The organism is Achromobacter sp., assembly GCF_049647645.1.
Taxonomy (GTDB): domain Bacteria; phylum Pseudomonadota; class Gammaproteobacteria; order Burkholderiales; family Burkholderiaceae_B; genus Achromobacter.
The window spans coordinates 1-25,446 of sequence record NZ_JBARYB010000077.1 but is presented as its reverse complement, the minus strand read 5'-3'; the positions used below and the strand labels follow the sequence as shown (position 1 = coordinate 25,446).

At 68.1% G+C, this 25,446-nt stretch carries 24 protein-coding genes and 1 pseudogene; 15 read left to right on the top strand and 10 right to left on the bottom strand.

Features of this window, described 5'->3' with window-relative positions; all coding sequences use genetic code 11:
- Positions 1-871, top strand: a pseudogene (gene mutL, locus WBB14_RS09210) (DNA mismatch repair endonuclease MutL); the annotation flags it as partial.
- The gene (gene miaA / locus WBB14_RS09205) at positions 868-1,842 is read left to right on the top strand and encodes a tRNA (adenosine(37)-N6)-dimethylallyltransferase MiaA (RefSeq protein ID WP_424239549.1); all 975 of its coding nucleotides are present in this window, start codon (positions 868-870) and stop codon (positions 1,840-1,842) included. The pseudogene mutL and the gene miaA, both read left to right, overlap by 4 nt.
- A gap of 75 nt (positions 1,843-1,917) precedes the next feature.
- Here miaA and purM read toward each other — a convergent pair whose 3' ends face one another.
- Positions 1,918-2,967 carry a phosphoribosylformylglycinamidine cyclo-ligase gene (purM, locus tag WBB14_RS09200; protein WP_424239548.1) on the bottom strand — a complete coding sequence of 350 codons (1,050 nt, stop codon included), beginning with the start codon at positions 2,965-2,967 and terminating at the stop codon, positions 1,918-1,920.
- A gap of 392 nt (positions 2,968-3,359) precedes the next feature.
- On the opposite strand from purM, the gene hda reads away from it, so the two are divergent.
- Genes hda through WBB14_RS09180 form a run of 4 tightly spaced genes read left to right on the top strand, consistent with a single transcriptional unit; the run spans position 3,360 to position 6,607 of the window.
- Positions 3,360-4,058, top strand: a complete 699-nt coding sequence (gene hda / locus WBB14_RS09195; protein ID WP_332013429.1) for a DnaA regulatory inactivator Hda — start codon at positions 3,360-3,362, stop codon at positions 4,056-4,058.
- A complete protein-coding gene (locus WBB14_RS09190) occupies positions 4,055-4,753 on the top strand; it encodes an HAD family hydrolase (RefSeq protein WP_013391641.1) in 699 nt (232 codons plus the stop codon). Before hda ends, WBB14_RS09190 begins: the two co-directional genes overlap by 4 nt.
- Positions 4,754-6,115 carry a polynucleotide adenylyltransferase PcnB gene (gene pcnB, locus WBB14_RS09185; protein WP_424239547.1) on the top strand — a complete coding sequence of 454 codons (1,362 nt, stop codon included), beginning with the start codon at positions 4,754-4,756 and terminating at the stop codon, positions 6,113-6,115. It begins immediately after the preceding gene.
- Between the two features lie 3 nt (positions 6,116-6,118).
- Positions 6,119-6,607 carry a 2-amino-4-hydroxy-6-hydroxymethyldihydropteridine diphosphokinase gene (locus WBB14_RS09180; RefSeq protein ID WP_424239546.1) on the top strand — a complete coding sequence of 163 codons (489 nt, stop codon included), beginning with the start codon at positions 6,119-6,121 and terminating at the stop codon, positions 6,605-6,607.
- A gap of 3 nt (positions 6,608-6,610) precedes the next feature.
- Here WBB14_RS09180 and WBB14_RS09175 read toward each other — a convergent pair whose 3' ends face one another.
- Genes WBB14_RS09175 through WBB14_RS09160 form a run of 4 tightly spaced genes read right to left on the bottom strand, consistent with a single transcriptional unit; the run spans position 6,611 to position 10,390 of the window.
- Positions 6,611-7,507: a sugar kinase gene (locus tag WBB14_RS09175; protein ID WP_424239545.1), complete on the bottom strand. Its 897-nt coding sequence runs from the start codon at positions 7,505-7,507 to the stop codon at positions 6,611-6,613.
- A 32-nt stretch (positions 7,508-7,539) separates the two neighbouring features.
- A complete protein-coding gene (locus WBB14_RS09170) occupies positions 7,540-8,373 on the bottom strand; it encodes an HpcH/HpaI aldolase/citrate lyase family protein (RefSeq protein WP_424239544.1) in 834 nt (277 codons plus the stop codon).
- Complete coding sequence (locus WBB14_RS09165; RefSeq protein WP_424239543.1) at positions 8,370-9,563, bottom strand: CaiB/BaiF CoA transferase family protein; 1,194 nt, start codon at positions 9,561-9,563, stop codon at positions 8,370-8,372. The genes WBB14_RS09170 and WBB14_RS09165 overlap by 4 nt, the downstream gene beginning before the upstream one ends.
- Positions 9,560-10,390: an FAS1-like dehydratase domain-containing protein gene (locus WBB14_RS09160; protein WP_424239542.1), complete on the bottom strand. Its 831-nt coding sequence runs from the start codon at positions 10,388-10,390 to the stop codon at positions 9,560-9,562. The genes WBB14_RS09165 and WBB14_RS09160 overlap by 4 nt, the downstream gene beginning before the upstream one ends.
- A gap of 150 nt (positions 10,391-10,540) precedes the next feature.
- Between WBB14_RS09160 and WBB14_RS09155 the strand changes: the two genes are divergently transcribed.
- Positions 10,541-11,434 carry a LysR family transcriptional regulator gene (locus WBB14_RS09155; RefSeq protein ID WP_424239541.1) on the top strand — a complete coding sequence of 298 codons (894 nt, stop codon included), beginning with the start codon at positions 10,541-10,543 and terminating at the stop codon, positions 11,432-11,434.
- A gap of 16 nt (positions 11,435-11,450) precedes the next feature.
- Here WBB14_RS09155 and paaG read toward each other — a convergent pair whose 3' ends face one another.
- From paaG to WBB14_RS09140, 3 genes are read right to left on the bottom strand one after another with little or no spacing between them, the layout of a single operon-like run.
- Positions 11,451-12,275 carry a 2-(1,2-epoxy-1,2-dihydrophenyl)acetyl-CoA isomerase PaaG gene (gene paaG / locus WBB14_RS09150; RefSeq protein ID WP_424239540.1) on the bottom strand — a complete coding sequence of 275 codons (825 nt, stop codon included), beginning with the start codon at positions 12,273-12,275 and terminating at the stop codon, positions 11,451-11,453.
- Positions 12,272-13,384, bottom strand: coding sequence for an acyl-CoA dehydrogenase family protein (locus WBB14_RS09145; protein WP_424239539.1), 1,113 nt, complete (start codon positions 13,382-13,384; stop codon positions 12,272-12,274). The genes paaG and WBB14_RS09145 overlap by 4 nt, the downstream gene beginning before the upstream one ends.
- 35 nt (positions 13,385-13,419) lie before the next feature.
- Positions 13,420-14,610, bottom strand: a complete 1,191-nt coding sequence (locus WBB14_RS09140; protein WP_424239538.1) for an acyl-CoA dehydrogenase family protein — start codon at positions 14,608-14,610, stop codon at positions 13,420-13,422.
- 194 nt (positions 14,611-14,804) lie between these two features.
- On the opposite strand from WBB14_RS09140, the gene WBB14_RS09135 reads away from it, so the two are divergent.
- The 5 genes from WBB14_RS09135 to WBB14_RS09115 are packed head-to-tail and all read left to right on the top strand — an operon-like array spanning position 14,805 to position 19,928.
- On the top strand, positions 14,805-15,209 hold the full coding sequence (locus WBB14_RS09135) for a Zn-ribbon domain-containing OB-fold protein (protein ID WP_424239550.1): 405 nt from the start codon (positions 14,805-14,807) through the stop codon (positions 15,207-15,209).
- A complete protein-coding gene (locus tag WBB14_RS09130) occupies positions 15,206-16,378 on the top strand; it encodes a thiolase (protein WP_424239537.1) in 1,173 nt (390 codons plus the stop codon). The genes WBB14_RS09135 and WBB14_RS09130 overlap by 4 nt, the downstream gene beginning before the upstream one ends.
- A 17-nt stretch (positions 16,379-16,395) precedes the next feature.
- Positions 16,396-17,916, top strand: coding sequence for a class I adenylate-forming enzyme family protein (locus WBB14_RS09125; RefSeq protein ID WP_424239536.1), 1,521 nt, complete (start codon positions 16,396-16,398; stop codon positions 17,914-17,916).
- 56 nt (positions 17,917-17,972) lie between these two features.
- Positions 17,973-18,947, top strand: a complete 975-nt coding sequence (locus WBB14_RS09120; RefSeq protein WP_424239535.1) for a Bug family tripartite tricarboxylate transporter substrate binding protein — start codon at positions 17,973-17,975, stop codon at positions 18,945-18,947.
- An 18-nt stretch (positions 18,948-18,965) separates the two neighbouring features.
- On the top strand, positions 18,966-19,928 hold the full coding sequence (locus tag WBB14_RS09115) for an NAD(P)H-dependent flavin oxidoreductase (protein ID WP_424239534.1): 963 nt from the start codon (positions 18,966-18,968) through the stop codon (positions 19,926-19,928).
- Here WBB14_RS09115 and WBB14_RS09110 read toward each other — a convergent pair.
- Both WBB14_RS09110 and WBB14_RS09105 read right to left on the bottom strand, forming a co-directional pair.
- On the bottom strand, positions 19,925-20,920 hold the full coding sequence (locus WBB14_RS09110; RefSeq protein ID WP_424239533.1) for a tripartite tricarboxylate transporter substrate binding protein: 996 nt from the start codon (positions 20,918-20,920) through the stop codon (positions 19,925-19,927). The two genes, WBB14_RS09115 and WBB14_RS09110, sit on opposite strands and share 4 nt — an antisense overlap.
- Before the next feature lie 129 nt (positions 20,921-21,049).
- Positions 21,050-21,949 carry a LysR family transcriptional regulator gene (locus tag WBB14_RS09105; RefSeq protein ID WP_424239532.1) on the bottom strand — a complete coding sequence of 300 codons (900 nt, stop codon included), beginning with the start codon at positions 21,947-21,949 and terminating at the stop codon, positions 21,050-21,052.
- Between the two features lie 149 nt (positions 21,950-22,098).
- Here WBB14_RS09105 and WBB14_RS09100 point away from each other — a divergent pair, with 149 nt between their 5' ends.
- The 3 genes from WBB14_RS09100 to WBB14_RS09090 are packed head-to-tail and all read left to right on the top strand — an operon-like array spanning position 22,099 to position 25,113.
- Positions 22,099-23,013, top strand: a complete 915-nt coding sequence (locus WBB14_RS09100) for an SDR family NAD(P)-dependent oxidoreductase (RefSeq protein WP_424239531.1) — start codon at positions 22,099-22,101, stop codon at positions 23,011-23,013.
- Positions 23,014-23,020: 7 nt separating this feature from the next.
- Positions 23,021-23,881: a MaoC/PaaZ C-terminal domain-containing protein gene (locus WBB14_RS09095; RefSeq protein WP_424239530.1), complete on the top strand. Its 861-nt coding sequence runs from the start codon at positions 23,021-23,023 to the stop codon at positions 23,879-23,881.
- Positions 23,878-25,113: a CaiB/BaiF CoA transferase family protein gene (locus tag WBB14_RS09090; protein ID WP_424239529.1), complete on the top strand. Its 1,236-nt coding sequence runs from the start codon at positions 23,878-23,880 to the stop codon at positions 25,111-25,113. The genes WBB14_RS09095 and WBB14_RS09090 overlap by 4 nt, the downstream gene beginning before the upstream one ends.
- Positions 25,114-25,446 lie beyond the last annotated feature (333 nt).

Genomic DNA, 25,446 nt, shown 5'->3' with positions numbered 1-25,446 from the left:
CCCGCAGGCCGCGCCCTACGCGCCCGCCGCCAGCCCCATGGCGGACACGCCCAGGCCCGCCTACAACGGCGGCGGCAACGCATCGCCGTCCTACGGCTTGCGGCCTTCGCCCGCGCCGCAGCGCCCGCACACCCAAGTCCCGTTCCGCCTGCATGCCGAAACCGCCGGCATCCCGGCCGCGGATTGGCAATCGCTTTATCGTCCGCTCGATGACGACTCGGCCGCCAAGACGGCGCCGCTACGCGAACCCGCGCCCGCTCCCGCCGCCGCCCTGCCCGCGGACGAGGAACATCCGCTGGGCATGGCGCTGGCGCAGCTGCACGGCATCTACATCCTGGCGCAGACCCGCCGCGGCATCGTGCTGGTGGACATGCACGCCGCGCATGAACGGGTGGTCTACGAACAGCTCAAGCACGCCCTGGACGCACGCAGCCTGCCGCGCCAGGACCTGCTGGTGCCCGTGGTGTTCCACGCCCAGGAAAAGGACGTGGCGCTGGTCGAGGAATTCGACGAGCAATTGAACGAACTGGGCTTTGAAATGCGTCCGTCCGGCCCCACCTCGATCGCGGTGCGCTCCGTGCCGGCCATCCTGGCCCGCGGCGACATCGAGACGCTGGCCCGCGCCGTGCTGCGCGACCTCGGCGCCGTGGGCGTTTCGCGCCTGCTGACCGAACAGCGCAACGAACTGCTGTCCACCATGGCCTGCCACGGCTCCGTGCGCGCCAACCGCAAGCTCACCATCGAAGAGATGAACGGGCTGCTGCGCCAGATGGAAGCCACCGAACGCGCCGACCAGTGCAACCACGGCCGCCCCACCTGGATCCAGTGGTCGGTGTCCGACCTGGACAAGCTCTTCCTGCGCGGGCAATGAGCTTGCCGCCGTCCTCCTCCCCCAACGCGGCGCCGCCGGTCATCTGCCTGGCCGGTCCCACCGCGGCCGGCAAGAGCGCCTCCACCCTGGCGCTGGCCGAACGCTGGCCGCTGGAAATCATCAACGTCGATTCGGCCACGATCTATCGCGGCATGGACATCGGCACCGCCAAGCCCTCGCCCGAGGAACAGGCGCAGGTGCCGCAGCACTTGCTGGACATCCTCGATCCCATCCAGTCGTACTCCGCCGCCGACTTCGTCGCCGATGCGCGGCGCCTGATCGACGAGATCCGCGCGCGTGGGCGCATCCCGCTGCTGGCGGGCGGCACCATGATGTACTACAAGGCGCTGCGCGACGGCCTCGACGATCTGCCCCAGGCGGATCCCACGCTGCGCGCCGAACTGGAAGCGCGCGCCGCCATCCAGGGCTGGCCCGCGCTGCACGCCGAACTGGCGCAACGGGATCCCGTCAGCGCCGCGCGCCTCGCGCCCAACGACAGCCAGCGCATCCAACGCGCGCTGGAAATCTGCATGCTGTCCGGCCAGCCCATGTCCGCCCTGCTGCTGCGCGGCCAACGTCCGCGCGACGACCAGGGCAACCAGTACCTCACCATCAGCCTGGAGCCCTCAGACCGCGCCGCCCTGCACGCCCGCATCGAGCAGCGCTTCGACGCCATGCTGGACCGCGGCCTGCTCGATGAAGTGCGCGCCCTGCGCGCCAGGGGCGACCTGCACACGGGCCTGCCTTCCGTGCGCTGCGTGGGCTACCGGCAGATGTGGTCCCACCTGGACGGCGAGGTTGACCTCGCCACGGCCCGCGAACAAGGCATCGCCGCCACGCGCCAGCTGGCCAAGCGCCAGATCACCTGGCTGCGCGCGCAGCCCGAGCGCGTCATCGTCGACTGCCTGGCGGCGGATGCCGTGGCGCAGACCATAGACGCGATGGCCATCGCGCTGGCGGGACGCGCCTAGGCAGGCTTCCTGGCATGCGCCGGGCACAAAAAAACCGCGCCGTGGCGCGGTTTTTCATTGCGGCGCAAGCCAGGCTTACACCACGAAGGTCTGCGCCATGCCTTCCTTCTGCTCGACGATTTCGCCCAGCGTGCTGACGGTCTCGCCCTGCTCGCGCAGCGTGGCCGCGATGGCTTCGGCCTGCGCCGGATCCACCACCAGCACCATGCCGATGCCGCAGTTGAAGACGCGGTACATCTCGGTGTCTTCGACGCCGCCCTGCTGTTGCAGCCACTGGAACAGCTTGGGCATTTCCCAGTTGGCGCGGTGCAGTTGGGCCGACAGGCCAGGCTGCAGAATGCGCGGCACATTGTCCAGCAGGCCGCCGCCGGTGATGTGGGCCAGGCCCTTGATGCTGGAGCCGTGCTTGGCCAGCGCGGCCAGCACCTGCTTCACGTAGATGCGGGTCGGCGCCATGACCACGTCGACCAGCGGCTGGCCGTGGAAATCGTCGTCGGGCTTGGCGTTGGCGCGTTCGAGGATCTTGCGCAGCAGCGAATAACCATTGGAGTGCGCGCCGCTGGAAGCCAGGCCCAGCACTACGTCGCCGGTCTTGATCGACTTGCCGGTGATGATGGCGGACTTTTCGACCGCGCCCACCGCGAAACCGGCCAGGTCGTATTCGCCGTCCGGGTACATGCCCGGCATTTCGGCGGTTTCACCGCCGATCAGGGCGCAGCCCGACAGTTCGCAGCCCTTGGCGATACCACCCACCACCGACGCCGCCGTATCCACCGAAAGCTTGCCGCAGCCGAAATAGTCCAGGAAGAACAGCGGTTCCGCGCCTTGGACCAGGATGTCGTTGACGCTCATGGCGACCAGATCGATACCCACGGTGTCGTGGCGGTTCCAGTCGAACGCCAGGCGCAGCTTGGTGCCCACGCCGTCGGTGCCCGAGACCAGCACGGGTTCCTTGTACGACTTCGGCACTTCGAACAGGCCGCCAAAGCCGCCGATACCGGCCAGCACCCCGGGACGCATGGTGCGCGCCGCAAGCGGTTTGATACGGTCGACCAGGGCGTCGCCTGCGTCGATGTCGACACCGGCATCGCGGTAGGTCAGAGGGGCGGTAGGTTGATTCGTCATGAGAAATGCCGTGGGGTATGTAACAATTGCTGGGATTTTGGTGGAACGCCCTGCATTTTACGATGTTGCGGGCGCAAGCAGGGATCATCCCCGTCGCGGCGCCGCGAAAGCGGTTGGGACAGGGACGGACCCGCCAGGACCGGCCGGGGCGCGACGAGGAAGGCAGAATCGGCGCAAACCCAGGCCAGCCCAGGGCCTTGGACGCGACACCTAGGCCCGAGGTGGTTTAAAGTGTAGGGTTGGCCGGTATTGATTTTGCCAGTTTCTGGCGATCAAAACCCGATCAAAACCCGGCGGCCAAAGCCCGGGCAGGTCCGTTTTGGCCTGCCGTATTGACCTATCGCTGTATTGACCAGTGCTATCCGCCTAGTTTCGGCACCCTGTAAGCTCCCATGAACCGCCAGCTGCTGCTCGACGTTCTCCCCGCGCCAGCGCCATCGCTGAACAACTATATCGCCGGCCCCAACGGGGAAGCGCTGGCGGCGGTGCGCGCGCTGCTTCCGGGCCGCGCCTTGTACATCTGGGGCGCCGCGGGCTGCGGCCGCACCCATCTGCTGCGCGCGCTGACCGCCCGCCCCGACGCCGTCTACATCGATGCCAACGGCGAAAACATGCTGCGCCGCCTGGCCGAAGCCGATTCCAAGTCGCCCATGCCCAAGTTCGTCGCCGTCGACGACGTGCACCGCATGAACGACAGCCGCCAGGCCGCCCTGTTTGCGCTCTACAACCGCTGGCGCGAATCTGCCGCCACCGGCCGCGCCTTTGCGTTGGCGCTGGCGGGCGACCGCGCGCCGCTGTCGATGCCGCTGCGCGAGGACCTGCGCACGCGCCTGGGCTGGGACCTGGTGTTCCGCCTGGACCCGCTGTCCGACGCCGACAAGCTGGCCGCCCTGTCGGCCCAGGCGGCCGAGCGCGGCATGCATCTGGCGCCCGAAATCATCAACTGGATGCTCACGCACCACGAACGCGACATCCGCAAGCTGGCGGAGCTGATCGACGCGCTGGACCGTTATTCCCTGGCCACCGGCCGTCCCATCACCCTGCCTCTGTTGCGGGCCATGCTCGCAGACCCTGATTCACAACGCACATGACCTCCCGACGCCTCGCCCTGTTCGACCTGGATCACACCCTGTTGCCGCTGGATAGCGACTACCAATGGGCCGACTATCTGGCACGCACCGGCCGCGCCGGGGATCCCGCCGAAGCCCGCCGCCAGAACGACGATCTGATGGATCGCTACAACCGCGGCGAACTCACCGCCGAGCAGGCCGCCGAGTTCATGCTCGGCCTGCTGGCCGCGCACACCCCCTATGACCTGGCGGCCTGGCACGAAGCCTTCATGGAAGAAGTGATCCGCCCGTCCATGACGCCCGCCGCGCGCGACCTGGTGCAATCGCACCTGGAAGCCGGCGACCTGTGCGCGGTGGTCACGGCCACCAACAGCTTCGTCACCGCCCCCATCGCGCGCGCCTTCGGCGTGCCCCATCTCGTGGCCACCGACGCGGAATACCTGCGCGGACGCTACACCGGCCGCATTCTCGGCACGCCCAGTTTCAAGGAAGGCAAGGTGGTCCGCGTCAACGATTGGCTGGCCGGCATGGGATTGGGGCTTGCGGATTTTTCGGAATCGTTTTTCTATAGCGATTCGGTCAACGATGTACCCCTGCTGGAAAAAGTGACCCGCCCGATCGCAGCCAACCCCAGCCCGACCCTGCGCGGCATCGCCCAGGAACGCGGCTGGCAAGTGATCGACTTGTTCGACCACATGGAAGATTCGAAGTCCTAAATGATCACTGAAACCATAAAAAAATTCGTCGGCCGACTGTTCGCGCCGGCAGCCCGGGGGCCGTTGCGCATCGCGCGCGACAAACACGGCATCGACCGCCGCAACGTCTCGCGCCACGCGATCAAGGTCTGCGAGGTGCTGCGCCAGCACGGCTATGACGCCTATATCGTCGGCGGCGCCGTGCGCGACCTGATCGTGGGCCTGGAGCCCAAGGACTTCGACGTGGCCACCAACGCCACGCCCGAGCAGATCCGCCCACTGTTCCGCCGCGCCCGCATCATCGGCCGCCGCTTCCAGCTGGTACACGTGGTCTTCGGCCAGGAAATCATCGAAACCTCCACCTTCCGCGCGCCCGCCTCGGAAGACCAGGAGACCGACGAGCACGGCCGCATCCTGCGCGACAACGTGTTCGGCTCGCACGAGGAAGACGCGGCGCGCCGCGACTTCACCATGAACGCGCTCTACTACGACCCGCACAACGAGGAAGTCATCGACTTCCACAACGGCGTGGCCGACCTCAAGAAGCGCCAGGTCCGCATCATCGGCGACCCGGTCAAGCGCTACCGCGAAGATCCGGTCCGCATGCTGCGCGCCGTGCGCTTCGCGGCCAAGCTCAACGGCACGATAGACCCGGCCACGCGCCAGCCCATCAGCACCATGGCCGAGCTCATCGATAACGTGCCGGCCTCGCGCCTGTTCGACGAAATGCTCAAGCTGCTGACCTGCGGCCATGCCATGGACTGCCTGCGCCAGCTGCGCGCCGACGGCCTGCACAAGGGCCTCTTGCCCTTGCTGGACGTGGTGCTGGAACAGCCTGGCGGCGAGCATTTCGTGGAACTGGCGCTGGAACGCACCGACGCGCGCGTGCGCTCCGGCAAAACCATCAGCCCCAGCTTCCTGTTCGCCGCGTTGCTATGGCAGCAGGTCGAGGCGCGCTGGAAACAACTGCGCGCCCAGGGCGAACACACCATCCCCGCGCTGTCGCAGGCGGCCGATTCGGTGTTGGACGAACAAACCGAAAAGCTCGCCATCCAGCGCCGCTTCTCCTCGGACATGCGCGAGATCTGGTTCATGCAGCCGCGTTTCGAGCGCCGCATGGGCAAGACCATCTACCGCATGATCGAGCAGCCGCGCTTCCGCGCCGCCTGCGACTTCCTGCAGTTGCGCGCAGCGGCCGGCGAGTTCGACAGCGTGCTGGCGCAGTGGTGGATGGACCTGGCCAACGCCGACGACGTCACCCGCAGCGAGATGATCGAAGAGATAGCCCGTCAGCCGCGCGAAGCCGGCGACGCGCCCGCCGCCCCGCGCAAGCGCCGTCGTCCGCGCCGTTCGCCGTCGCGCGGCACGCCCAGCGCCGACTGAGCCATGTCCACGGCCATCGTCCGCGCCTACGTAGGCCTGGGCGCCAATCTGGGCGACGGCGCAGCGACCCTGCGCCGTGTTCTGGACCAATTGCGGGAAACCGACGGCATCATGGCGGTGACAGCATCGCCGTTCTATCGCACCGCGCCGGTGGAAGCCTCGGGACCGGATTTCACCAATGCGGTGGCGGCGCTGGACACGCATCTGCCGCCGCTGGCTCTGCTGGACGCATTGCAGGCGCTGGAAAACCAGCATGGCCGCGAACGGCCCTACAAGAACGCGCCGCGCACGCTGGACCTGGACCTGCTGCTGTACGGCGACACCGTGCTGGACCATGAGCGGCTGACGCTGCCCCATCCCCGCATGCATTTGCGCGCCTTCGTGCTGATGCCCTTGCGCGACCTGGCTCCCGGGCTTTCGCTGCAAGGCAAGCCTATCGACGACTGGATCGGCGCAATCCGCGACCAGCCGATAGAGCGGATCGCCAGCTAGGACCTACCCCTTCGGCGCGAAGGCCATCATCGCGCGCTCCACGTCCTCGACCTGCGGCAGGCCCGCTTCATTGCCCAGATGCTGGATCTTGTGGCTTGAGGCGGCGCGCGCGAACGTGAAGTGCTCCAGCCAGGGCAGCTCCGGACGGTTCAGATAGGACCAGACGTAGGCGCCATGGAACACGTCCCCGGCCCCCGAGGTATCGACGATGCTTGAAGCCGGCACATCCAGCGCAGGCAGGACAGCCACCGCTCCTGTCTCGTCGTACCAGAGCATGCCGCGCTCGCCCAGGGTGACCGCCCCGACCCGGCAGCCGCGCGCCTTCAGCAGGTCCAGCAGGCCTTCCGGCGTAAGCCCCAGTTGCTCGCACATGCGCTCCGCGCAGACCGCCACGTCGATATGCCGCAGCAGTTCGTCGGTGTTCTCGCGCACGCCCCCGCCATCCAGCGAAGTCAGCACGCCCGCCTGCCGGCAAGCCCGCGCGTAATGCAGGGCCGCGTCGGGCTGATGGCCATCCAGATGCAGGGCGCGGTAGGCGCCGATGTCCAACCGTGGAAAATCGTTCAGGTAGTCCACGTCGCGCGCGCGCACGATGGCGCGCTTGCCGTGATTGGGCATGATGAAGGACAGGGACGACCGGCTCACCTTGCGCGCATGCAGCGACACTCCGTGCGCCGCCGCCATGTCCGTGTACATATGGCCCAGCCAGTCCGCTGCCAGCGAGCAGATCAGGTCCGGCGGCGTGCCCAGCCGCGCGCAGGCGAACGCGGCCGTTACGGCATTGCCGCCGAAGGACACGGCGTAGTCGCGCGCCACGCTTTTTTCATCGCCCGTGGGCCATTCGTCCGCCAGCACGGTGACGTCGATATAAGTGTGTCCGATGAAGAGCGCTTCGCTCATAGACCTGCCGGAAAGAAGTGATCGGAAGCGGCCTAGAAGCCGGTGGTTTCGCCCGCCTGCGCCAGCACCAGCCGCGCGCGCGCGATGACAGGCGCGTCGACCATCTTGCCGTCCAGCATGAAGGTGCCGGCCGAGATGTCGCGGTGCGTGGCGATGACGCGGCGCGCCCATGCCAGTTCCTGCGCCGCGGGCACGAAGGCCGCGTGGATCACCGGCACCTGCGTAGGATGGATGCACAGCATGCCGCCGAAACCCATCTGCTGCGCCCGGCCCGCGGCATGCGCCAGCCCGGCCTGATCCTGGACGCCCGGGAACACGCCGTCCAGGGCGGGCGCCAGGCCGGCGGCGCGGCTATGCAGCAGCACCTGTACGCGCGCCTGGTCCAGTACTGTTTCCGCGCCCGGCGTATCGGGCGCCAGACCCATATCCAGGCCATAGTCCAGACTGCCGAACGCCAGGCGTTCGACGCCGGGCGTGGCGGCCACCTCTGCGGCATTGAGTATGCCCTGGGCGGTTTCCAGGATGGGAATCACGCGCAGCCCCGCCTGGACCACATGGCGCACCTGCGCCAGGCTTTCGGCCTTGGGCAGCAGCACGCCGGCCACCCCGGGCCTGCCCCGGCAGGCCTTGAGATCGTCGTCGTGCCAGGAGGTGGAGGCATCGTTGATCCGCACCCACAGCCGCGCGCCGGGATTCGTCCCCAGGAAATCGCATAACGATTCCCGGGCGGACGCCTTGGCCAGATGCTCCACCGCGTCTTCCAGGTCGACGATCACGGCGTCGGCGCCGGCCGCCAGCGCCTTGGGTATGCGCTCGGGGCGCGAAGCCGGCACAAACAGCGCGCTACGGACAACGGGATGCGTCACACGACCTCCGATGCATGGAACTGCGCCACTTGATCGGGCGCGTATCCCAATGATGCTAGCACCGCATCGGTGTTTTGGCCCACCGCGGGCACCGCCGCCATGCGCGGCGCGAAGGCGTTGCTGCTGGCCGGGGGCAGCAGCGCGGGCAGTTCGCCAGCGGGGCTGTCCACCTGGCTCCAGCGGCCGCGCGCCTGTAGCTGGGGATGCGCCCAGACGCCGGCCATGTCATTGACGCGCGCGTTGGCGATCTGCGCGTCCTCCAGCCGCTGCGTCACCTGATCGATGGACAGGTCGGCGAAGGCAGCCACGATCAGCGCGCGCAAGTCGTCGCGGTTGGCGGTTCGCAGCGAATTGGAAATGAAGCGCGGGTCTTCCGCGAGTTCCGCCTGGCGCAGCACCTGGGCGCAGAACACGCGCCACTCGCGCTCGTTCTGCAGCCCCAGCATGATGGTGGCGCCGTCGCCCACCGGAAACGGGCCGTAGGGATAGATAGACGCGTGGGCCGCACCCGCGCGCACGGGCGGCGTGCCGCCCTCGAACGCGTAGTACATGGGGAATCCCATCCACTCGACCATGCTTTCCAGCATGGAGACGTCGAGGCGGCTGCCCAGGCCCGTTCTCTGCCGCAACAGCAAGGCGTTCAGGATCGCGGAATAGGCGTACATGCCAGCGGCGATGTCGGCGATGGAGCAGCCGGCCTTGACCGGATCGTCCTTGGTGCCGGTCACCGACAGGAAGCCGCTTTCGCTCTGGATCAACAGGTCATAGGCCTTCTTGTCCTGATAGGGCCCGCCTTCGCCATAGCCCGAGATGTCGCAAACGATAAGGCGCGGGTACTTTTTGTGCAGAGCGTCAAAAGACAGCCCCAGGCGCGCGGCCGCGCCCGGCGCCAGGTTCTGCACCAGCACGTCGGCCGTCTCCAGCAGGCGCTCCATGACGCCGCCCGCCTCCGCGCGCTTGAGGTCCAGCGTCAGGCTTTCCTTCGAGCGGTTGGTCCAGACGAAATGCGAGGACAGGCCGCGCACGCGCTCGTCATAGCCGCGGGCGAAGTCGCCGCCGCCGGGCCGTTCGATCTTGATGACGCGCGCGCCCATGTCCGCCAGCTGGCGGGTGCAGAACGGCGCGGCGATGGCATGCTCCAGGCTGACGACGGTGATGCCGTCCAGGGGACGGGGGGCCTCTATGCTCATTCGGTAAACCTCAGTTCAGCTTGGTGGGCCAGCGTGCCGTCCTGCTCGGCCCAGAGCTGGGCCACGCCCGGCTCGGTCAAGCGGCCAGCCACCTGGAAGGGCGTGGGCGCAATCAGCGGGCGCAGGCCGCGATACGACAAATGGGTCAGGCGCGCCTGCGGATGGGCGCGGGTAAAGGCGGTGACCATCTCCGTGGCGATCAGCGGACCGTGCACCACCAGGCCCGGGTAGCCCTCGGCGCCGGTCACGTAGGGATGGTCGTAATGGATGCGATGGCCGTTGAAGGTCACCGCCGAATAGCGGAACAGCAGCACCGGCGACGGCTCGACGGTATCGCGCCACTGCGCCTGCGGCGCAGGCTCGCTGCCGCTGAGCTTGGGCGGCGACGGCTGGCGATAGACGATGTCCTGTTCTTCGTGGATGGCCACTTCGCCTTCCTGGCGGAATTCGTGCCGTACCGTCACGAACAGCAGCGCGCCGGTGCGGCCCGATTTTTCCTTGACGTCGATCACGGTGGATTCGCGTTCCGCGGGCACGCCGACCTTCAGCGGCCGGCGAAATTCCACCCGGCCGCCGGCCCACATGCGATTGCGGTCCTGGGCGGGCGGCGGGAAACCGCCGCGCGCCGGATGGCCATCCGTCCCCAGCCCGTCCATGTCCACCGTGGAAATGAAGAACGCCCATTGCCACAGCGGCGGCAAGGCATCGCCCTGGGCCGGCGCGGCGCCTCCCAGCGTGGCCGCGATGCGCGCGGCATGGCCGGGGTCCATGGAGTCCGTCTTGCGTTCACCGCTGCCGATCCACGCGGCCGGATCTGTAGATGTCATGCCGATATCCTCTGCTGGGGTTTTTACAGACTGAAGCATGCCCGCAAGCCGTCCCGCTTGTGAATTCGTTTTTGCTCAAGGAGGGGTTTGCTCTGCCTGAATCGGGCGCCCGCCTCCCGGCCCGCCGCCTCGCGCCGTAATATATGGCCCATGCACTTCGACCTCGCCGACCTACGCCTGTTCATCCACATCGCCGAATCCCCCAGCCTGACCCAGGCGGCCAAGCGGGCGCACCTGTCCCTGGCGGCAGTCAGCGTGCGCATCAAGGCGCTGGAGAACCAGCTCAATACCCGCCTCCTGTACCGCGACAGCCGCGGCGTGGAAATCACGCCCGCGGGCCAGAAGCTGCTGCAGCACGCGCGGGTCATCATGCGCCAGGTAGACCACCTGAAACATGACTTCCAGGAACAGGCGGACGGCGACGCCGGCCACATCCGGATCTTCGCCAACACCACGGCGGTCACCGAATTCATGCCGGACATCCTGGCGCAATTCCTGTCAGCCCACCCCGGCGTCACCGTGGACCTGCAGGAACGCCTGACCCGCGACATCGTGCGCGGCGTGCTGGACGGCACCACCGACCTGGGCATCGTGGCCGGCCCGGTGGACGCCCCCGATCTGCAGACCATCCACTTCAGCACCGACAAGCTGGTGCTGGTGGTGCCCAACGGCCATCCGCTGCAGGACCAGGAGAAGATCAAGCTGGCCGAGGCAGTGCGCTATCCCTTCATCACCATGCACGAAGGCTCGACCCTGGTCGCCTTCCTGCGCGACCAGCTGGACCAGGTCGGCCAGCGCCTGCCCCAGCGTATCCAGCTCTACAGCTTCGATTCCATCTGCCGGATGGTGCAGGCAGGCGTCGGCATCGGCGTCATCCCCGACTCCGCGGCGCGGCGCTATGGCGCCGACATGAAGCTGCGCGTGGTCGAGCTGGACGAGCCCTGGGTGGTGCGCGAACGCAAGCTGCTGGTGCGCGACATCGACGCCCTGCCGGGCTGCGCGCGCCAACTCATCGAACAGATCCAGGCGGCGCGGGCGCCCTGAAGACCGCCCGCCAGCCTCAAGCGCCGGTGAATGCCGGCGGGCGCTTTTGCGCGAACGCCCGCATGCCTTCCAGGTAATCGTCGGTGTAGCCGAGTTCGCGCTGCAAGCGGCACTCCAGGTCGAACTGCTGCGCCAGCGTATTGCCGCTGGAGGCGTGCAGCGCGGCCTTGGTAGCGGCATAGGCGCGGGTGGGGCCGGCCGCCAGCGTGCCGGTGACTTCCGCCAGCGTGTCCGCCAGCGCTGCATCCGGCACCACACGCCAGATCAGCCCCCATGCTTCCGCCTGCCTGGCGCTCAACGCCTCGCCGAACAACGCGGCGCCCATGGCCCGGGCGGAACCCACCAGCCGCGGCAGGAACCAGGTGCCGCCGGCATCCGGCAGCAAGCCGATCTTGCTGAAGGCCTGGATGAAGCGCGCCGACTCCACCGCGAACACCACGTCGCAAGCCAGCGCCAGGCTGGCGCCCGCCCCGGCCGCGACGCCGTTCATCATGCACACCACCGGCACGGGCAAGGCCCGCAGCCGGCTGATCAAGGGCCGGTAGCATTGCTCCAGGATCAGGCTCAGGTCCCGGCGCTCGCCGTCCTCTGCCGGCTTGCGCTCGCCGAGATCCTGACCCGCGCAAAACCCCCGCCCAGCGCCGGTGATGATCAGGCCGCGCAGTCCGCTGTCGGCCTCCATCACGTCCAGCGCTCGCGCCAGTTCGGCATGCATCACTTCCGTGAAGCTGTTCAGCCGGTCTGGCCGGTTCAGCGTGATGACGCCCACGCCCCGTTCCAGCGTGAAGCGGATCTGGCTGTAGCCGCCGCCGTCGGTCTGCGCTGCCGTCGCCTCGCTCATGCCAGCTCCTCCAGCACGGCCAACTGCTCGGCGGTATCGCCCAGCAACTGGTCTACGACGGTGAGTCGCTTGAAGTAGTCGCCCACGTCCAGTTCGTCGGTCATGCCCATGCCGCCATGCAGGTGCACCGCCATCTGCGCCACCAGGCGTCCGGCGCGCGCGGCCTCCAGCTTGGCCGACGCGATCATGCGGCGGCGCTGCGGCGCGTCGGTTTCGGTCAGGGCCGCCACCGCCACATAGGCCATGGACAAAGCCAGTTCCTTGGCCACCAGCATCTCCGCCAGGCGATGCTGCAAGGCCTGGAACGAGGCCAGCGGCTGGCCGAACTGCTTGCGCGCCTTGAGATAGTCGACGGTGATCTCCAGCAGCCGCTCCATCGCGCCCGCCGCATGCGCGCACAGCGCGGCGGTGCCCCACTGCAAAGCCTGCGCCAGGGCCTGCTCCGCCGCGGCGCCTTTGGCCAGCAAGGCGTCGGGCGGCAGACTGACCGCCTTCAGCTCCAGCCGGGCGCAGCGCGCGCCGTCCAGCGTGGGCGTATCGGTGATCTGCACGCCCGCCGTGTCGGCCGGCACCGCCAGCAGCAGGGCCTGGCCGTCATCGCCGCGCGCGCTGACCAGCCATGCCGTAGCCGCGGCGCCGTGCCAGACCAGATGCTTGACGCCGTCCAGGCGCCAGCCTTCGGCGGTCTTGGCGGCGCGGCAATCGCGCGGGTCGGCGTCATAGCGACGGCCGGGTTCCTGGTACGCCACGCTGACGATGGCGTCGCCCGAGGCGATGGCCGGCAGCCACAGGCCGCGCGCCTCGCCGCCGCAGGCATTCAGCAGCGCCGCGCTCATGACCGCGCTGGGGATGACCGGCTCGGACACCAGCCCGCGGCCCAGTTCCACATGCACCGGCAGCAGGCTGGCCGGCACTTCGCCGAAACCGCCAAAGTCCTGCGGAATGGTCAGGCCCAGCACACCCAGTTCGGCCAGTGCGGCCCAGGCGTCGGCATCCAGCTTGCCCGCGGCCTGGCGGGCGCGGCGGCGCGAGTGTGTCCATTCCTGGTCCACCAGGCGCCGCAGGCTGTCGGCCAGCATGCGCTGTTCTTCGGTATAGATGAAATCCATGCGTCGTCTTCCTGTCGGGTTGCGCCAGACCGGGCCTACAGGCCCAGCACCAGGCGGGCGATGATGCCCTTCTGCACTTCAGTGGTGCCGCCGTAGATCGAGGTCTTGCGCATATCGGCATAGCCCGCGCCGGCCGCGGCCGCCATTGCCGGCCCGGGGCCGCTGAAGCCGTTGCCGGCCTCCAGCCAATCGGGGTCGTAGGGCCAGGCTTCCGGCCCCGCCACCTCCATCTGCAACATGGCCAGGTCCTGCTGGATCTCGGAACCGCGGATCTTCAATACCGAGGCTTCCGGCCCGGGCGTGCCGTCGTTGCTGGAAGCCACGCGCAGCAACAGCATTTCCAGCGCCATGATGTCGACCTCGATACGCGAAATGCGGTCGCGGAACCGGCTGTCCGCCAGCAGGGGCCTGCCTCGGGCTTGCGCCTGCACCGCCATGTGCTTGAGCACGCCCAGTTCGCGGTGGCAATGGCCCAGGCCTGCGATGCCGGTGCGCTCATGGCCCAGCAGGTATTTGGCATAGGTCCAGCCCTGGTTCTCCACGCCTACCAGGTTGGCCGCCGGCACGCGCACGTTTTCCAGCCAGACCTCGTTCACATCGTGCCCGCCGTCCAGCGTGCGGATGGGGCGCACGGTCACGCCTGGCGAACGCATGTCCAGCAACAGCATCGAAATGCCGCGTTGCGCGCGGGCCTCGAGGTCGGTGCGGACCAGGCAGAACATCCAGTCGGCGTACTGGGCCAGCGTGGTCCAGGTCTTCTGGCCGTTGACGATGTACTCGTCGCCATCGCGCACCGCGCGGGTCGAGAGCGAGGCCAGATCAGACCCCGAGCCCGGCTCGGAATAGCCCTGGCACCACCAGTCCTCGACGCGGATGATGCGCGGCAGGAGGCTGGCCTGCTGCTCGGCGCTGCCGTACTTCATCAGGACCGGGCCGATCATCGACAAGCCGAAGGGCAACAGGCGCGGCGCGCCGGCCTTGAAGCACTCCACCTCGAAGATCAGGCGCTGCAAGGCGTTCCAGCCGGTGCCGCCGTGCTCGACGGGCCAGTTCGGCGCGCCCCAGCCCTGATCGGCCAGGATGTTGTGCCAACGCACATAGTCGTCGCGCTCCAGCCGCTGATGCCGCAGCACCTTGTCGCGTATGTCCTGCGGCAGCTTGTCCGTGGCGAAGGCGCGCACTTCTTCGCGGAATAGCCGCTCTTGCGGCGTCCAGGTCAGGTTCATGGTCGAGCTCCTTTTCCGGTATCTAGCCACGGCCCGGCGCGCCGGACAATCTGCCTCTTCCGAAGACGGGCTTCGCGCAGGACATAGGGCCCCACTACGGGCCGGCAGAAGGCCAGCTTCAGCAATGAAGAATGGCCGAACCCGCCGCCAGTGCCGACACTTGCAAGCGTCATCCACTGGAACCCGTAGGCATCATGACCGTTCCCGATCACCAGGCTGCCGCGCCGCAAGGCGTCGAAGCGCAATACCGCCAGGCGCTGGACCAAGGCCGCTTCCTCATCCAGCATTGCGCCGGCTGCGACCGCGCGGTGTTCTACCCCCGCATGATCTGCCCGCATTGCGGCGCGGACAAGCTCGCCTGGGCCACGCCCGACGGGCGCGGCAAGGTCTATTCCACCACCGTGGTGCGCCGCAAGCCCGAGGCGGGCGGCGACTACAACGTGGCGCTGATCGACCTGCGGGAAGGCGTCAGGCTGATGAGCCGCGTGGAAGGCGTGGCGCCCGGCGCCGTGCATATCGGCATGGCGGTGCGTGCGCAGGTGACGCAGCAGGCCGGCCACGGCCTGGTGGTCTTCGTTCCCAACAAGGAAGCGCCATGACGCTCAACGATCTGCGCGGCGCCGTGGCGGTGGCGGGCGTGGGCCATGCGGGCCTGGGCCAGGCCACGGGCTACACCGAAATGGAAATCCTGGTGCAGGCTGCGCAACGCGCGGTAGCGGACGCCGGCCTCAGCATGCGCGACATCGACGGCATCTGCACTGCCAGCGTGGCCGCGCCGATGTGGGCCATGCCGGTGATCGAACACCTGGGCATCCGCCCGACATTCATCGACAGCACCATGCTGGGCGGCTCCAGCTTCGTCGCGCACCTGCTGCCCGCGCTGCATGCGCTGGCTTCCGGCCAGTGCAACGCGGTGCTGGTCTGCTATGGCAGCACGCAGCGCACATCCACGCTGAGCCGCGCCGAGATCGGCCGGGTCCGCAAGCAATTCGATCCGCAGCCCTACGAGACGCCCTACGAGCCGCTGAGCCCCCTGTCGTCCTACGCATTGGCGGCGGCGCGCCACATGCACCAGTACGGCACCCGCCGCGAGCACCTGGCGCAGGTGGCGCTGGCCGCCAACCAATGGGCCCAGCTGAACCCCGAAGCGCAGTTGCGCGAGCCCGCCACGTTGGACCAGATTCTCTCGGCCCGCATGGTGTCCGATCCGCTGAGCGTGCGCGACTGCTGCCTGGTCACCGACGGGGCGGGCGCCTACGTGCTGGTGCGCGCCGAGCGCGCCCGCGACCTGCCGCGCCCGCCGGTCTACGTGCTGGGCAACGCCACGGCGGTCTGGAACCGCCAGATCTCGTCCATGGAAGACCTGACCGTGACCGCCGCGGCCGAGTCCGGCAAGCGGGCCTTCGAGATGGCAGGCGTGGCGCCCCAGGACATCGACGTGGTGGAGCTGTACGACGCCTTCACCATCAACACCCTGCTGTTCCTGGAAGACCTGGGCTTCTGCGCCAAGGGCGAAAGCAAGGACTTCATCGCGGGCGGCGCGATCGCCCCGGGCGGCACGCTGCCGGTCAACACCAACGGCGGCGGGCTGTGCTGCGTGCATCCGGGCATGTATGGCGTTTTCATCATGATCGAGGCCGTCCGCCAGCTGCGCCGTGAATGCGGCGCGCGCCAGGTCGCCGATGCGCACCTGGCCCTGGTGCACGGCAACGGCGGCACCCTGTCCAGCCAATCCACCGCCATCCTGGGCACCCAGGCCACGCTTTGAACGACGCAACCGCAACCATGTCTCCCGCAGCCACGCTTACCCGTATCCATCAACTGCTGGCGCAGCAAGCCGGCCTGCGGCCCGATGCCATCTTCCTGCACGAAGAAGGCGGCGGCAAGCTGAGCTACGCGCAGTTCTGGCGGCGCGTGCAGGCCGCGGTCGCCTGGCTGGACGGCCAGGGCGTGCGACCCGGACACCGGGTGCTGATCGCGGGTGAAAACTGCGCAGCCATGATCGCGGCCTTGTTTGCCTGCAGCGCGGCGGGAGCCTGGCCAGTGGGCGTCAATGCCCGCCTGTCCACGCGCGAGATCGACGCCATCCGCAACCACGCGCAGCCGGAACTGCTGCTCTATACCAGCGGCATATCGCCCGCTGCCGCGGCCCATGCCGAGCATGCCGGCGCCACCGACGCCGACCCGGACGTCTGGGGGCCAGGCGTGCAGGCCGCCAGGGCGGACGGCCCCACGCAGGCCGAGACAGACGATTCGGCCGCGGAAGTGGCGACCGTCATCTACACATCCGGCACCACCGGCGCGCCCAAGGGGGTTCTGGTCCCCCATCGCGGCCTGCTGCATTTCGCCCGCGTCTCCGCCGCCTCGCGCCGCCTGACGCCGCAGGACATCGGCTATGCGGCGCTGCCCATGTCGCACATCTTCGGCATCGCCACCGTGCTGATGGCCACGGTGCACGCGGGCGCCAGCCTGGTGCTGCGCAGCCGCTTCGACCCCGCGGATGCCTTCAAGGCCCTGGCCCATCCCGGCGTCAGCATCCTGCAAGGCGTGCCCACCATGTTCAGCCGCATGATGGCCGTGGCGCCGCCACGCGCGGAGCTGCGGACGCCGGCCCTGCGCTACCTGTATACCGGCGGCGCGGCACTGGACCCCACGCTCAAGCGCGACGCCGAACGCTATTTCGGCGTCGCCATGCACCACGGCTACGGCATCACCGAATATGCGGGCTCCATGTTCGTCACCCGCATCGATGCGCCGCGCAACGACTGCTCGGCCGGCCACGCGGTCGAAGGCGTGGAGATGCGCATCGGCAGCCCCGACAGCGGCACGCCCGCCCCAGGCGAGCGCGGCGACATCCTGATCCGCGGCCCGGGCGTCATGCTGGGCTACTACCGCAATCCTGAACAGACCGCGCAGGCGCTGCTGCCCGGCGGCTGGCTCAACACCGGCGACATCGGTTACGTCGACGAACACGGTGCGCTGTACATCGCGGGCCGCTCCAAGGACCTGATCATCCGCTCCGGCTTCAACGTCTATCCGCTGGAAGTGGAATCGGTCATCAACGCCTTCCCCGGCGTACGCCTGTCGGCCGTGGTGGGCCGCGCCACCGCCGACCAGAACGAGGAAGTCATCGCCTTCGTCGAGCCCCTGCCCGGCGCCACGGTGGACGCCAACCTGCTGATGCTGCATCTGCGCGCGCAGTTGGCGCCGTACAAGCGGCCCGCCCGCATCATCCCCATCGACACCATTCCCACGACCGTCAGCGGCAAGATCCTCAAGCAACCGCTGAAAGAAAGGCTGGCGTAGCCGCGGCTCGCTGTTCCGCTGCACGACCCGCCGCTTACCCACAAGGAGACAACAGCGTGAACATCAAGACCCTGCTCACCGTAGCCGCCGCCGCCGCGGCGCTCGCCACGGCCTCTAGCGCCCGGGCGGACGCCTATCCCGAACGCCCCATCCGGCTGCTGGTGGGCTATGCTCCCGGCGGCCCCGTCGACACCACCGCCCGTGTCTTCGCCAAGTACCTGGGCGACAAGCTGGGCCAGGCGGTGGTGGTGGAAAACCGCGCCGGCGCCAGCGGCATGATCGCCTCGGACGCCACCGCCAAGGCCCCGCCGGACGGCTACATGCTGGGCTTCGCCGCCAGCCCGACCCTCACCATGTCGCCGCTGGTCCAGCGCAGCACGCTGTTCGATCCGCGCAAGGACTTCTCGCTGATCGGACTGGTGGTGGACTACGCCAACGTCCTGCTGATCGGCCCGCAGATCCCCGCAAGGAACGTCAGCGAACTGGTCACCTACGCCCGCGCCCATCCCGACGCCGTGTCGTTCGGGTCGGCCGGCATCGGCGCATCCAACCACCTGTCGGCCGAGCTGCTGAAAAAGCAGGCGGGCGCGCCCATGCTGCACGTGCCCTACCGCGGCAACTCGCCCGCCATGGTGGACGTGATCAGCGGCAAGATCACCTTCATGTTCGACATCACCAGCACCGCCATACCCTTCATCAAGAGCGGCAAGGCCCGCGCCCTGGCGGTCACCTCCAAGACCCGCAACCCCGAACTGCCCGACGTGCCCACCATGGTCGAAGCCGGCATGAAGGACTACGAGGTGGTGGGCTGGTACGCGCTGGTAGGTCCGAAGAAGCTGCCCGACGCCGTCGCGGCCCGCCTGACCCGCGCGCTGAACGAGGTCTCCAGCGATCCCGCCTTCCGCCAGGCCATGACCGACGGCGGCTACACCATCAACACCGGCGACTCCAAGGCCCTGCAATCACGCATCGACCGCGAATACGCCTTATGGTCCGACGTCATCCAGAGCGCCAACATCCAGGCCAACTGACCACCCCGGAGCATCCAGATGAATCCCCCGCTCGCGCTGCACGCCCAAACCCGCCTGCCCGTCATCGGCGCCCCCATGTTCCTGGTCTCCGGACCGGACCTGGTGGTGGCGCAATGCGCGGCGGGGATCATCGGCACCTTCCCCTCGCTCAACGCGCGTCCACAGGAACAGCTGCACGATTGGCTCACACGCATTGAAGACGGCCTGGCCGCCAGGCGCCAGGCCGCGCCCGGCGCCCGCATCGCACCCTATGGCGTCAACCTGATCGTCCACCCCAGCAATCCACGTTGGCAGGGCGATCTGGCCATCTGCGCCGAACGGCGCGTGCCGCTCATCATCACTTCGCTGCATGCGCCCGAAGCCGTGGTGGCAGCCGCCCACGGCTACGGCGGCCTGGTGTTCCATGACGTCACCAACGTGCGGCATGCTCAGCGCGCGCTGGACGCCGGCGTCGACGGCCTGATCCTGGTGGCGGCGGGCGCCGGCGGCCATGCCGGGCAGATCAATCCGATCGCGCTGGTCAACGAGATCCGCGCCTTCTATGACGGCCCGCTGGCGCTGTCAGGCTGCATCAGCCACGGCAAGGACATCCTGGCCGCGCAGGTGCTGGGCTGCGACTTCGCCTACATGGGCACGCGCTTCATCGCCACGCAGGAATCGTTGGCCGGCGATGCCTATCGCGAAATGGTCTTGCAGGCGCAAGCTGCGGACGTGACCTACACCCCCTACTTCTCGGGCGTGCCGGCGAACTATCTGTCGGCCAGCATCCAGGCGGCTGGCCTGGATCCGCTGGAGCTCGCCAGGAATGGCGTTGCCCCGCCCGCGAACATGGACAAGAGTTCCCGGCCCAAGGCCTGGAAAGATGTGTGGAGCGCGGGCCAGGGCGTGGGCGCGGCGCAGGAGGTCCTGCCGACCGCCATGCTGGTGGACCAGCTGGAAGCCGAATACCGCAGCGCTCGCGAGACCTTGAGCCGGCTCTAATCCAGCTTGATGTTGGCCGTCCTGATGACGTCGCGCCACTTCGCGATTTCGTCGCGCACGAATTCGCCGAACTGCTCGGGGGTGCCGGGCTTGGGCTCGGCGCCTGCGGCGATCATGGATTGAGCGGTAGCCGCATCCGACAGCACTTTCACCAAGTCCGCGTTCACGCGCTTGACGATGTCGAGCGGCGTGCCCTTGGGCGCCATCACGCCGCTCCATGAATAGGCCTCGTAACCCGGCAGGCCCGATTCGGCGATGGTCGGCACATCGGGCAGCATGCTGGAACGCGTGGGATTGCCCACGCCCAAGGCACGCACCTTGCCGCCCTTCAGATGCGGCACGGCGGATGGGCCGTCGGCGAACATCACCTGCACCTGTCCGCCCAGCAGGTCCTGCATGGCGGGCGCGCTGCCGCGATAGGGCACGTGCTGGATGCGCACGCCGGACATGGCGTTGAAGAGCTCGCCGGCCAGATGCGTGCCGCCGCCGGTTCCCGATGAACTGAACGACAGCTTGCCCGGGTTCGCCTTGGCATGGGCGATCAGCTCGCTGACCGAATTCACGGGCAAGGCCGCGTTCACCACCAGCACGATGGGAAAGACCGCCGCCATGCCGACCGGCACGAAGTCGCGGCTGATGTCGTAGCTCAGATTGCCCCGCAGGCTGGGCAGCACCGCGTGGTGGATCGAGGCGAAGAAGTAGTTGTAGCCATCCGGCTCGGCCTTGGCCGCGAATTGCGCGCCGACGATGCCGCCCGCGCCCGACTTGTTGTCCACCACCGTGGGCACCGACCACAGCTGGCCCAGCGGCTGCGTGGTGAAGCGCGCGGTGGTATCCACCGGCCCGCCCGCGGGAAAAGGCACGATGAAGTTCACGGCATGGGCCGGCCAGGCGGCGGCACGGGCAAGCGTGGGGAATAGCGCCGGCAGCGCGGCGGTAGCGCACGCAGCACCCAGCCCCGCAATGGCGCGGCGGCGTTGTAGATCGGTCACGGCAGTCTCCAGGTTCTCGGTTTTATGGGCGGCCAAGCTCGAGGACTGCTGCCTGACGCCTTTTTTTATTATTTGCCGAACCTGCGGAGCCGCCGCTACATATTTGCAAAAGCCCCTCTTCGGGACACGCTACAAGCCGCGCGCGGCGCGCTGCACGTGCTCGATGAAGCATTCCGCGAAACTGGGCAGATCGCGCCCGCGCTGGCGGCACAACAGGCGGTCGCGCAGCGCCCAGGGCTCTTCCAGCCTGAGCACATGCAGGGCGTCCGGACGGCTATAGCGCGCCGCGCAGGCGCGCGGCACCACCGCGATCCCCGCGCCTGCCTCGACCATGCGGCATACCGCTTCGAAGCTGCCCACGTGCACGCGCTGGCAGATGCGCTTGCCCAGGCCGCTGGCGATGTCTTCCAGAAAGGTCTGGATGGCGCTGTCGGGATGGATGCCGACGAACTGGTAGGCGTCCAGCAGGTCGGCGAATTGCGCGGACTCCGAGGCGGCCAGCGGGTGATCGAGCGACGTCACCACGGTGAGCTCGTCGCGGAACAGCGGCGTGACGTCCAGGCCCGACACGTCGATATTGCCCGCCACCAGTCCCAGGTCGCCCGCACCCGCGCGTATCGCAATAACGATATCACCGGAAATTTTCTCTTCGAGCTCCACGTCCACATCGGGGTTTTCGGCAAGAAACGTGGACAACGCATCGGCCAGGAAGGAGTTGGTGGCCGTGGTGTTGGCCAGCAGGCGCAGACGCCCCTTCAGTCCGCTGGCATAGGGCTGCAGATCCGCGTTCAGGCATTCCAGCTGGCGGAACACGGCGTTCGCGTGCTTGAGCAGCACCTCGCCCGCCGGGGTCAGCGCGACGCCCGTGGCCATGCGCACCAGCAGCCTGGCCTTGAAGGCCTCTTCCATGTTCTTCACCCGCGCGCTCGCTGCCGGCAAGGACAGGAAGGTGCGTTCCGCAGCCCGGGTCAGATTGAGTGTTTCACCCACGTTCAGAAACAAACGCAGGTCAGTCAGATCGTGTCTCATGTTCCACCACGCAGAAGGGGGGCATATCTAATTTTGAATTCTTCTCATGCCTCGTCGAATCTACCATGGTGCATTCCCTCAAACCAGAGCGTTTGATGCGGAACTGTTTTCCACGCGGCGCGCGCGCCGCAGCACAGGAGTCAACTTCAATGAGCGGCATGGTTTCCGGAAAAGTAGTGATCGTTACCGGCGCGGGCGGCGGCATTGGCCGCAGCATCGCGCTGGCCATGGCGCAAGCCGGCGCCAAGGTGGTCGTGAACGACATCGGCGTATCGCTCACCGGCGAAGGCGGCGCGGAAGGCCCCGCGCAAGCCGTCGTCAAGGAGATCATCGCGGCGGGCGGCCAGGCCATCGCCAATACCGACAGCGTGGCCGCCTACGACAGCGCCAGCCGCTGCGTGCAGACCGCGATCGATGCCTACGGCCGCATCGATGCCGTGGTCAACAACGCCGGCAATCTGCGCGACCGGGTTTTCCACAAGATGAGCGAAGAGGAATGGAGCCAGGTGCTGGGCGTGCACCTGAACGGCTCCTTCTTCATGAGCCGCGCGGCGGCCCCCTACTTCCGCGAACAGGAGTCGGGCGCATTCGTGCACATGACGTCCACGTCCGGACTGATCGGAAATTTTGGCCAGGCCAACTACGCCGCGGCCAAGCTCGGCATCGTCGCCCTGTCGAAATCCATCGCGCTGGACATGGCCCGCTACAACGTCCGCTCCAACTGCATCGCGCCGTTCGCATGGAGCCGCATGACCAGCTCCATTCCCGCCGAAACCGACGAAGAAAAGGCCCGCGTCGAAAAGCTGAAGAAGATGGAAGCCGGCAAGGTCGCGCCCATGGCCGTCTACCTGACCAGCGACGCGGCCAGCGAGGTCACCGCGCAGATCTTCGCCGTACGCGCCAACGAAATCATGCTGATGAGCCAACCGCGCCCGTTGCGCACCGTGCATCACGGCGAAGGCTGGACGCCCGAACGCATCGCCGAGATCGCGGTACCCGCCATGCGCAAGCACTTCTACGCGTTGGAGCGTTCGCCCGACGTGATCGACTGGGACCCCATCTGAGGCCGCCATGCCCCTGGACTACGCAACCGTGAAGAACTGGCGCTTCGACGACGTGCGCCAGCGCTACGACGAGAAGGACACCATGCTGTACGCGCTGGGCATCGGCCTGGGGCAGGACCCCGAAGACGCCGGCCAACTGCGCTACGTGTACGAAAAAGGCTTGCAGTCCTTCCCCACCATGAGCGTGGTGCTGGGCTACCCTGGCTTCTGGGTCCAGGATCCGCGCGCCGGCATAGACTGGGTGCGCGTGGTGCACGGCGAACAGCGGCTGACCATGCACGCGCCCCTGCCGCCAGCCGGCGTGGTCACCGGCAAAAGCCGCAACACGCACGTGATCGACAAGGGCGCCGACAAGGGCGCCATCGTCATCACCGAACGCACCCTGCACGGCGAGGACGGCGCCTGCCTGGCCACCTTGCGGCAAAGCACCTTCTGCCGCGGCGACGGCGGCTTCGGGCAGGGAGACGACAGCCCCGAGGCCCTGCCCGCCGCGCCCGACGGCGAACCGGACCTGCGCTGCGAGCTCCGCATTCCCGCCAGCGCCGCCCTGCTGTACCGGCTGAACGCCGACCGCAATCCGCTCCACGCAGACCCCGAGGTCGCGCGCCAGGCCGGCTATCCCAAACCCATCCTGCACGGGCTGTGCACCTACGGCGTAGTGGCGCACGCCATCGTGAGAAGCTGCTGCGGCTACGACGCCTCGCGCCTCGTCAGCCTGAACACGCGCTTCTCGGCGCCCGTATACCCCGGCGAAACCCTGCAGTGCGACATCTGGCGCCTGCCCGACGGCCAGGTCCGCTTCCTGGCCCGCGCCCTCGAACGCAAGATAGTCGTGTTGAGCAACGGCACGGCGGAGCTGAAACCATGACGCGCCCGCCCGCCTTGAGCGGCATCCGGGTGCTGGACCTCTCGCGCATCCTGGCCGGCCCCTGGTGCACGCAAAACCTCGCCGACCTGGGCGCCGACGTCATCAAGATCGAACGCCCCCGCGTGGGCGACGACACGCGCGCCTGGGGCCCGCCGTTCCTGAAGGACGGCGAGGGCCGCGACACCGAGGAATCCGCCTATTACCTCAGCGCCAACCGCAACAAGCGCTCGGTCGAGGCTGACATGGCCACGCCCGCAGGCGCCGCGCTGATCCGCGAACTGGCCGCCGCCAGCGACATCCTGGTCGAGAACTTCAAGGTCGGCGGCCTCGCCAAATATGGCCTGGACTACGACAGCCTGAAGCAGATCAATCCGCGCCTGATCTATTGCTCGATCACCGGCTTCGGCCAGGACGGCCCCTACGCGCGGCACCCCGGCTACGACTTCATGATCCAGGGCATGGGCGGCCTGATGAGCATCACCGGCGAACGCGACGACCTGCCTGGCGGCGGGCCGCAGAAGGCCGGCGTGGCGGTGACCGACATCATCACCGGCATGTACGCCACCGTGGCGATCCTGGCCGCCGTGCAGGAACGCCACAACAGCGGCCTGGGCCAGCACCTGGACATCGCCCTGCTGGACAGCCACGTCGCCATGCTGGCCAACCAGAACTCCAACTACTTCAACTCCGGCGTGGCGCCCCAGCGCGCCGGCAACGCACACCAGAACGTCGTGCCCTACCAGGTATTCGCCGCCAGCGACGGCCACCTGATCGTCGCTACCGGCAACGAATCGCAGTACCGCGCGTACTGCCGCGCCATCGGCGCGCCCGAGCTGGGCGACGATCCACGCTTCGCCACCAACCGCATGCGCCTCGCCAACCGCGAGCTGCTGGTCGGCCTGCTGACCGAGATCATGCGCCAGGGCCAGCGCGATGACTGGATCGCCAAGCTGGAGGCCGTGGGCGTGCCCTGCGGCCCCATCAACGATATCGCGCAGGCCCAGGCCCATCCGCAAGCGCAGGCGCGGCAGCTACGCCGCGATATGCCGCATCCGGCGGGCGGCGTGGCCGCGGTGACGGCGAGTCCGTTGCGGCTGTCGGCGTCGCCGGTGGAGTACCGCCGCGCACCGCCGCTGCTTGGGGAGCATACGGAGGAAGTGCTGCGGGAGGTGCTGGGGAAGACGCCGGAGGAGATCGCCGTGTTTCGCGAGGGATTAAAGGCGGCGAACTGACGAGGCCGCGCCTACAGCGAAGACTCCAGTTGCAAGACGACGATGCGCCCCCACACGCCACTCACTGCACGCGCGCAAGCGACCACCACAGCAATCAAATAAATCACGTATGTCATTATCGGCCGCCCGGGCGGCCGATAATGACGGGCAAACCCAGCCGCTCCCCCCGACCACGGCTCCAGCAGCGCGACAGGCCAAGACATCCGTAGCCCGTCGGCGCGGGCGCCTGGGTGGCGAGCAACCTCGATGCGCCCGAGGGAATCGGAAGGAACCGCCGCAGGCGGTGACGACGATGACGAAGGGGAAGTCCGGAGCGAACGCTCCGGACCGCAA

Excerpts from the sequence above, each read along its gene's own strand:
- purM (WP_424239548.1), bottom strand. The coding sequence starts at position 2,967 with ATGACGAATCAACCTACCGCCCCTCTGACCTACCGCGATGCCGGTGTC.
- WBB14_RS09100 (WP_424239531.1), top strand. The coding sequence starts at position 22,099 with ATGAGCGGCATGGTTTCCGGAAAAGTAGTGATCGTTACCGGCGCGGGC.
- WBB14_RS09180 (WP_424239546.1), top strand. The coding sequence starts at position 6,119 with ATGTCCACGGCCATCGTCCGCGCCTACGTAGGCCTGGGCGCCAATCTG.
- WBB14_RS09165 (WP_424239543.1), bottom strand. The coding sequence starts at position 9,563 with ATGAGCATAGAGGCCCCCCGTCCCCTGGACGGCATCACCGTCGTCAGC.
- WBB14_RS09095 (WP_424239530.1), top strand. The coding sequence starts at position 23,021 with ATGCCCCTGGACTACGCAACCGTGAAGAACTGGCGCTTCGACGACGTG.
- WBB14_RS09140 (WP_424239538.1), bottom strand. The coding sequence starts at position 14,610 with ATGAACCTGACCTGGACGCCGCAAGAGCGGCTATTCCGCGAAGAAGTG.
- WBB14_RS09190 (WP_013391641.1), top strand. The coding sequence starts at position 4,055 with ATGACCTCCCGACGCCTCGCCCTGTTCGACCTGGATCACACCCTGTTG.
- WBB14_RS09160 (WP_424239542.1), bottom strand. The coding sequence starts at position 10,390 with ATGACATCTACAGATCCGGCCGCGTGGATCGGCAGCGGTGAACGCAAG.
- pcnB (WP_424239547.1), top strand. The coding sequence starts at position 4,754 with ATGATCACTGAAACCATAAAAAAATTCGTCGGCCGACTGTTCGCGCCG.
- WBB14_RS09155 (WP_424239541.1), top strand. The coding sequence starts at position 10,541 with ATGCACTTCGACCTCGCCGACCTACGCCTGTTCATCCACATCGCCGAA.
- WBB14_RS09090 (WP_424239529.1), top strand. The coding sequence starts at position 23,878 with ATGACGCGCCCGCCCGCCTTGAGCGGCATCCGGGTGCTGGACCTCTCG.
- WBB14_RS09145 (WP_424239539.1), bottom strand. The coding sequence starts at position 13,384 with ATGGATTTCATCTATACCGAAGAACAGCGCATGCTGGCCGACAGCCTG.
- WBB14_RS09135 (WP_424239550.1), top strand. The coding sequence starts at position 14,805 with ATGACCGTTCCCGATCACCAGGCTGCCGCGCCGCAAGGCGTCGAAGCG.
- WBB14_RS09175 (WP_424239545.1), bottom strand. The coding sequence starts at position 7,507 with ATGAGCGAAGCGCTCTTCATCGGACACACTTATATCGACGTCACCGTG.
- WBB14_RS09105 (WP_424239532.1), bottom strand. The coding sequence starts at position 21,949 with ATGAGACACGATCTGACTGACCTGCGTTTGTTTCTGAACGTGGGTGAA.
- hda (WP_332013429.1), top strand. The coding sequence starts at position 3,360 with ATGAACCGCCAGCTGCTGCTCGACGTTCTCCCCGCGCCAGCGCCATCG.
- paaG (WP_424239540.1), bottom strand. The coding sequence starts at position 12,275 with ATGAGCGAGGCGACGGCAGCGCAGACCGACGGCGGCGGCTACAGCCAG.
- WBB14_RS09130 (WP_424239537.1), top strand. The coding sequence starts at position 15,206 with ATGACGCTCAACGATCTGCGCGGCGCCGTGGCGGTGGCGGGCGTGGGC.
- WBB14_RS09125 (WP_424239536.1), top strand. The coding sequence starts at position 16,396 with ATGTCTCCCGCAGCCACGCTTACCCGTATCCATCAACTGCTGGCGCAG.
- miaA (WP_424239549.1), top strand. The coding sequence starts at position 868 with ATGAGCTTGCCGCCGTCCTCCTCCCCCAACGCGGCGCCGCCGGTCATC.
- WBB14_RS09115 (WP_424239534.1), top strand. The coding sequence starts at position 18,966 with ATGAATCCCCCGCTCGCGCTGCACGCCCAAACCCGCCTGCCCGTCATC.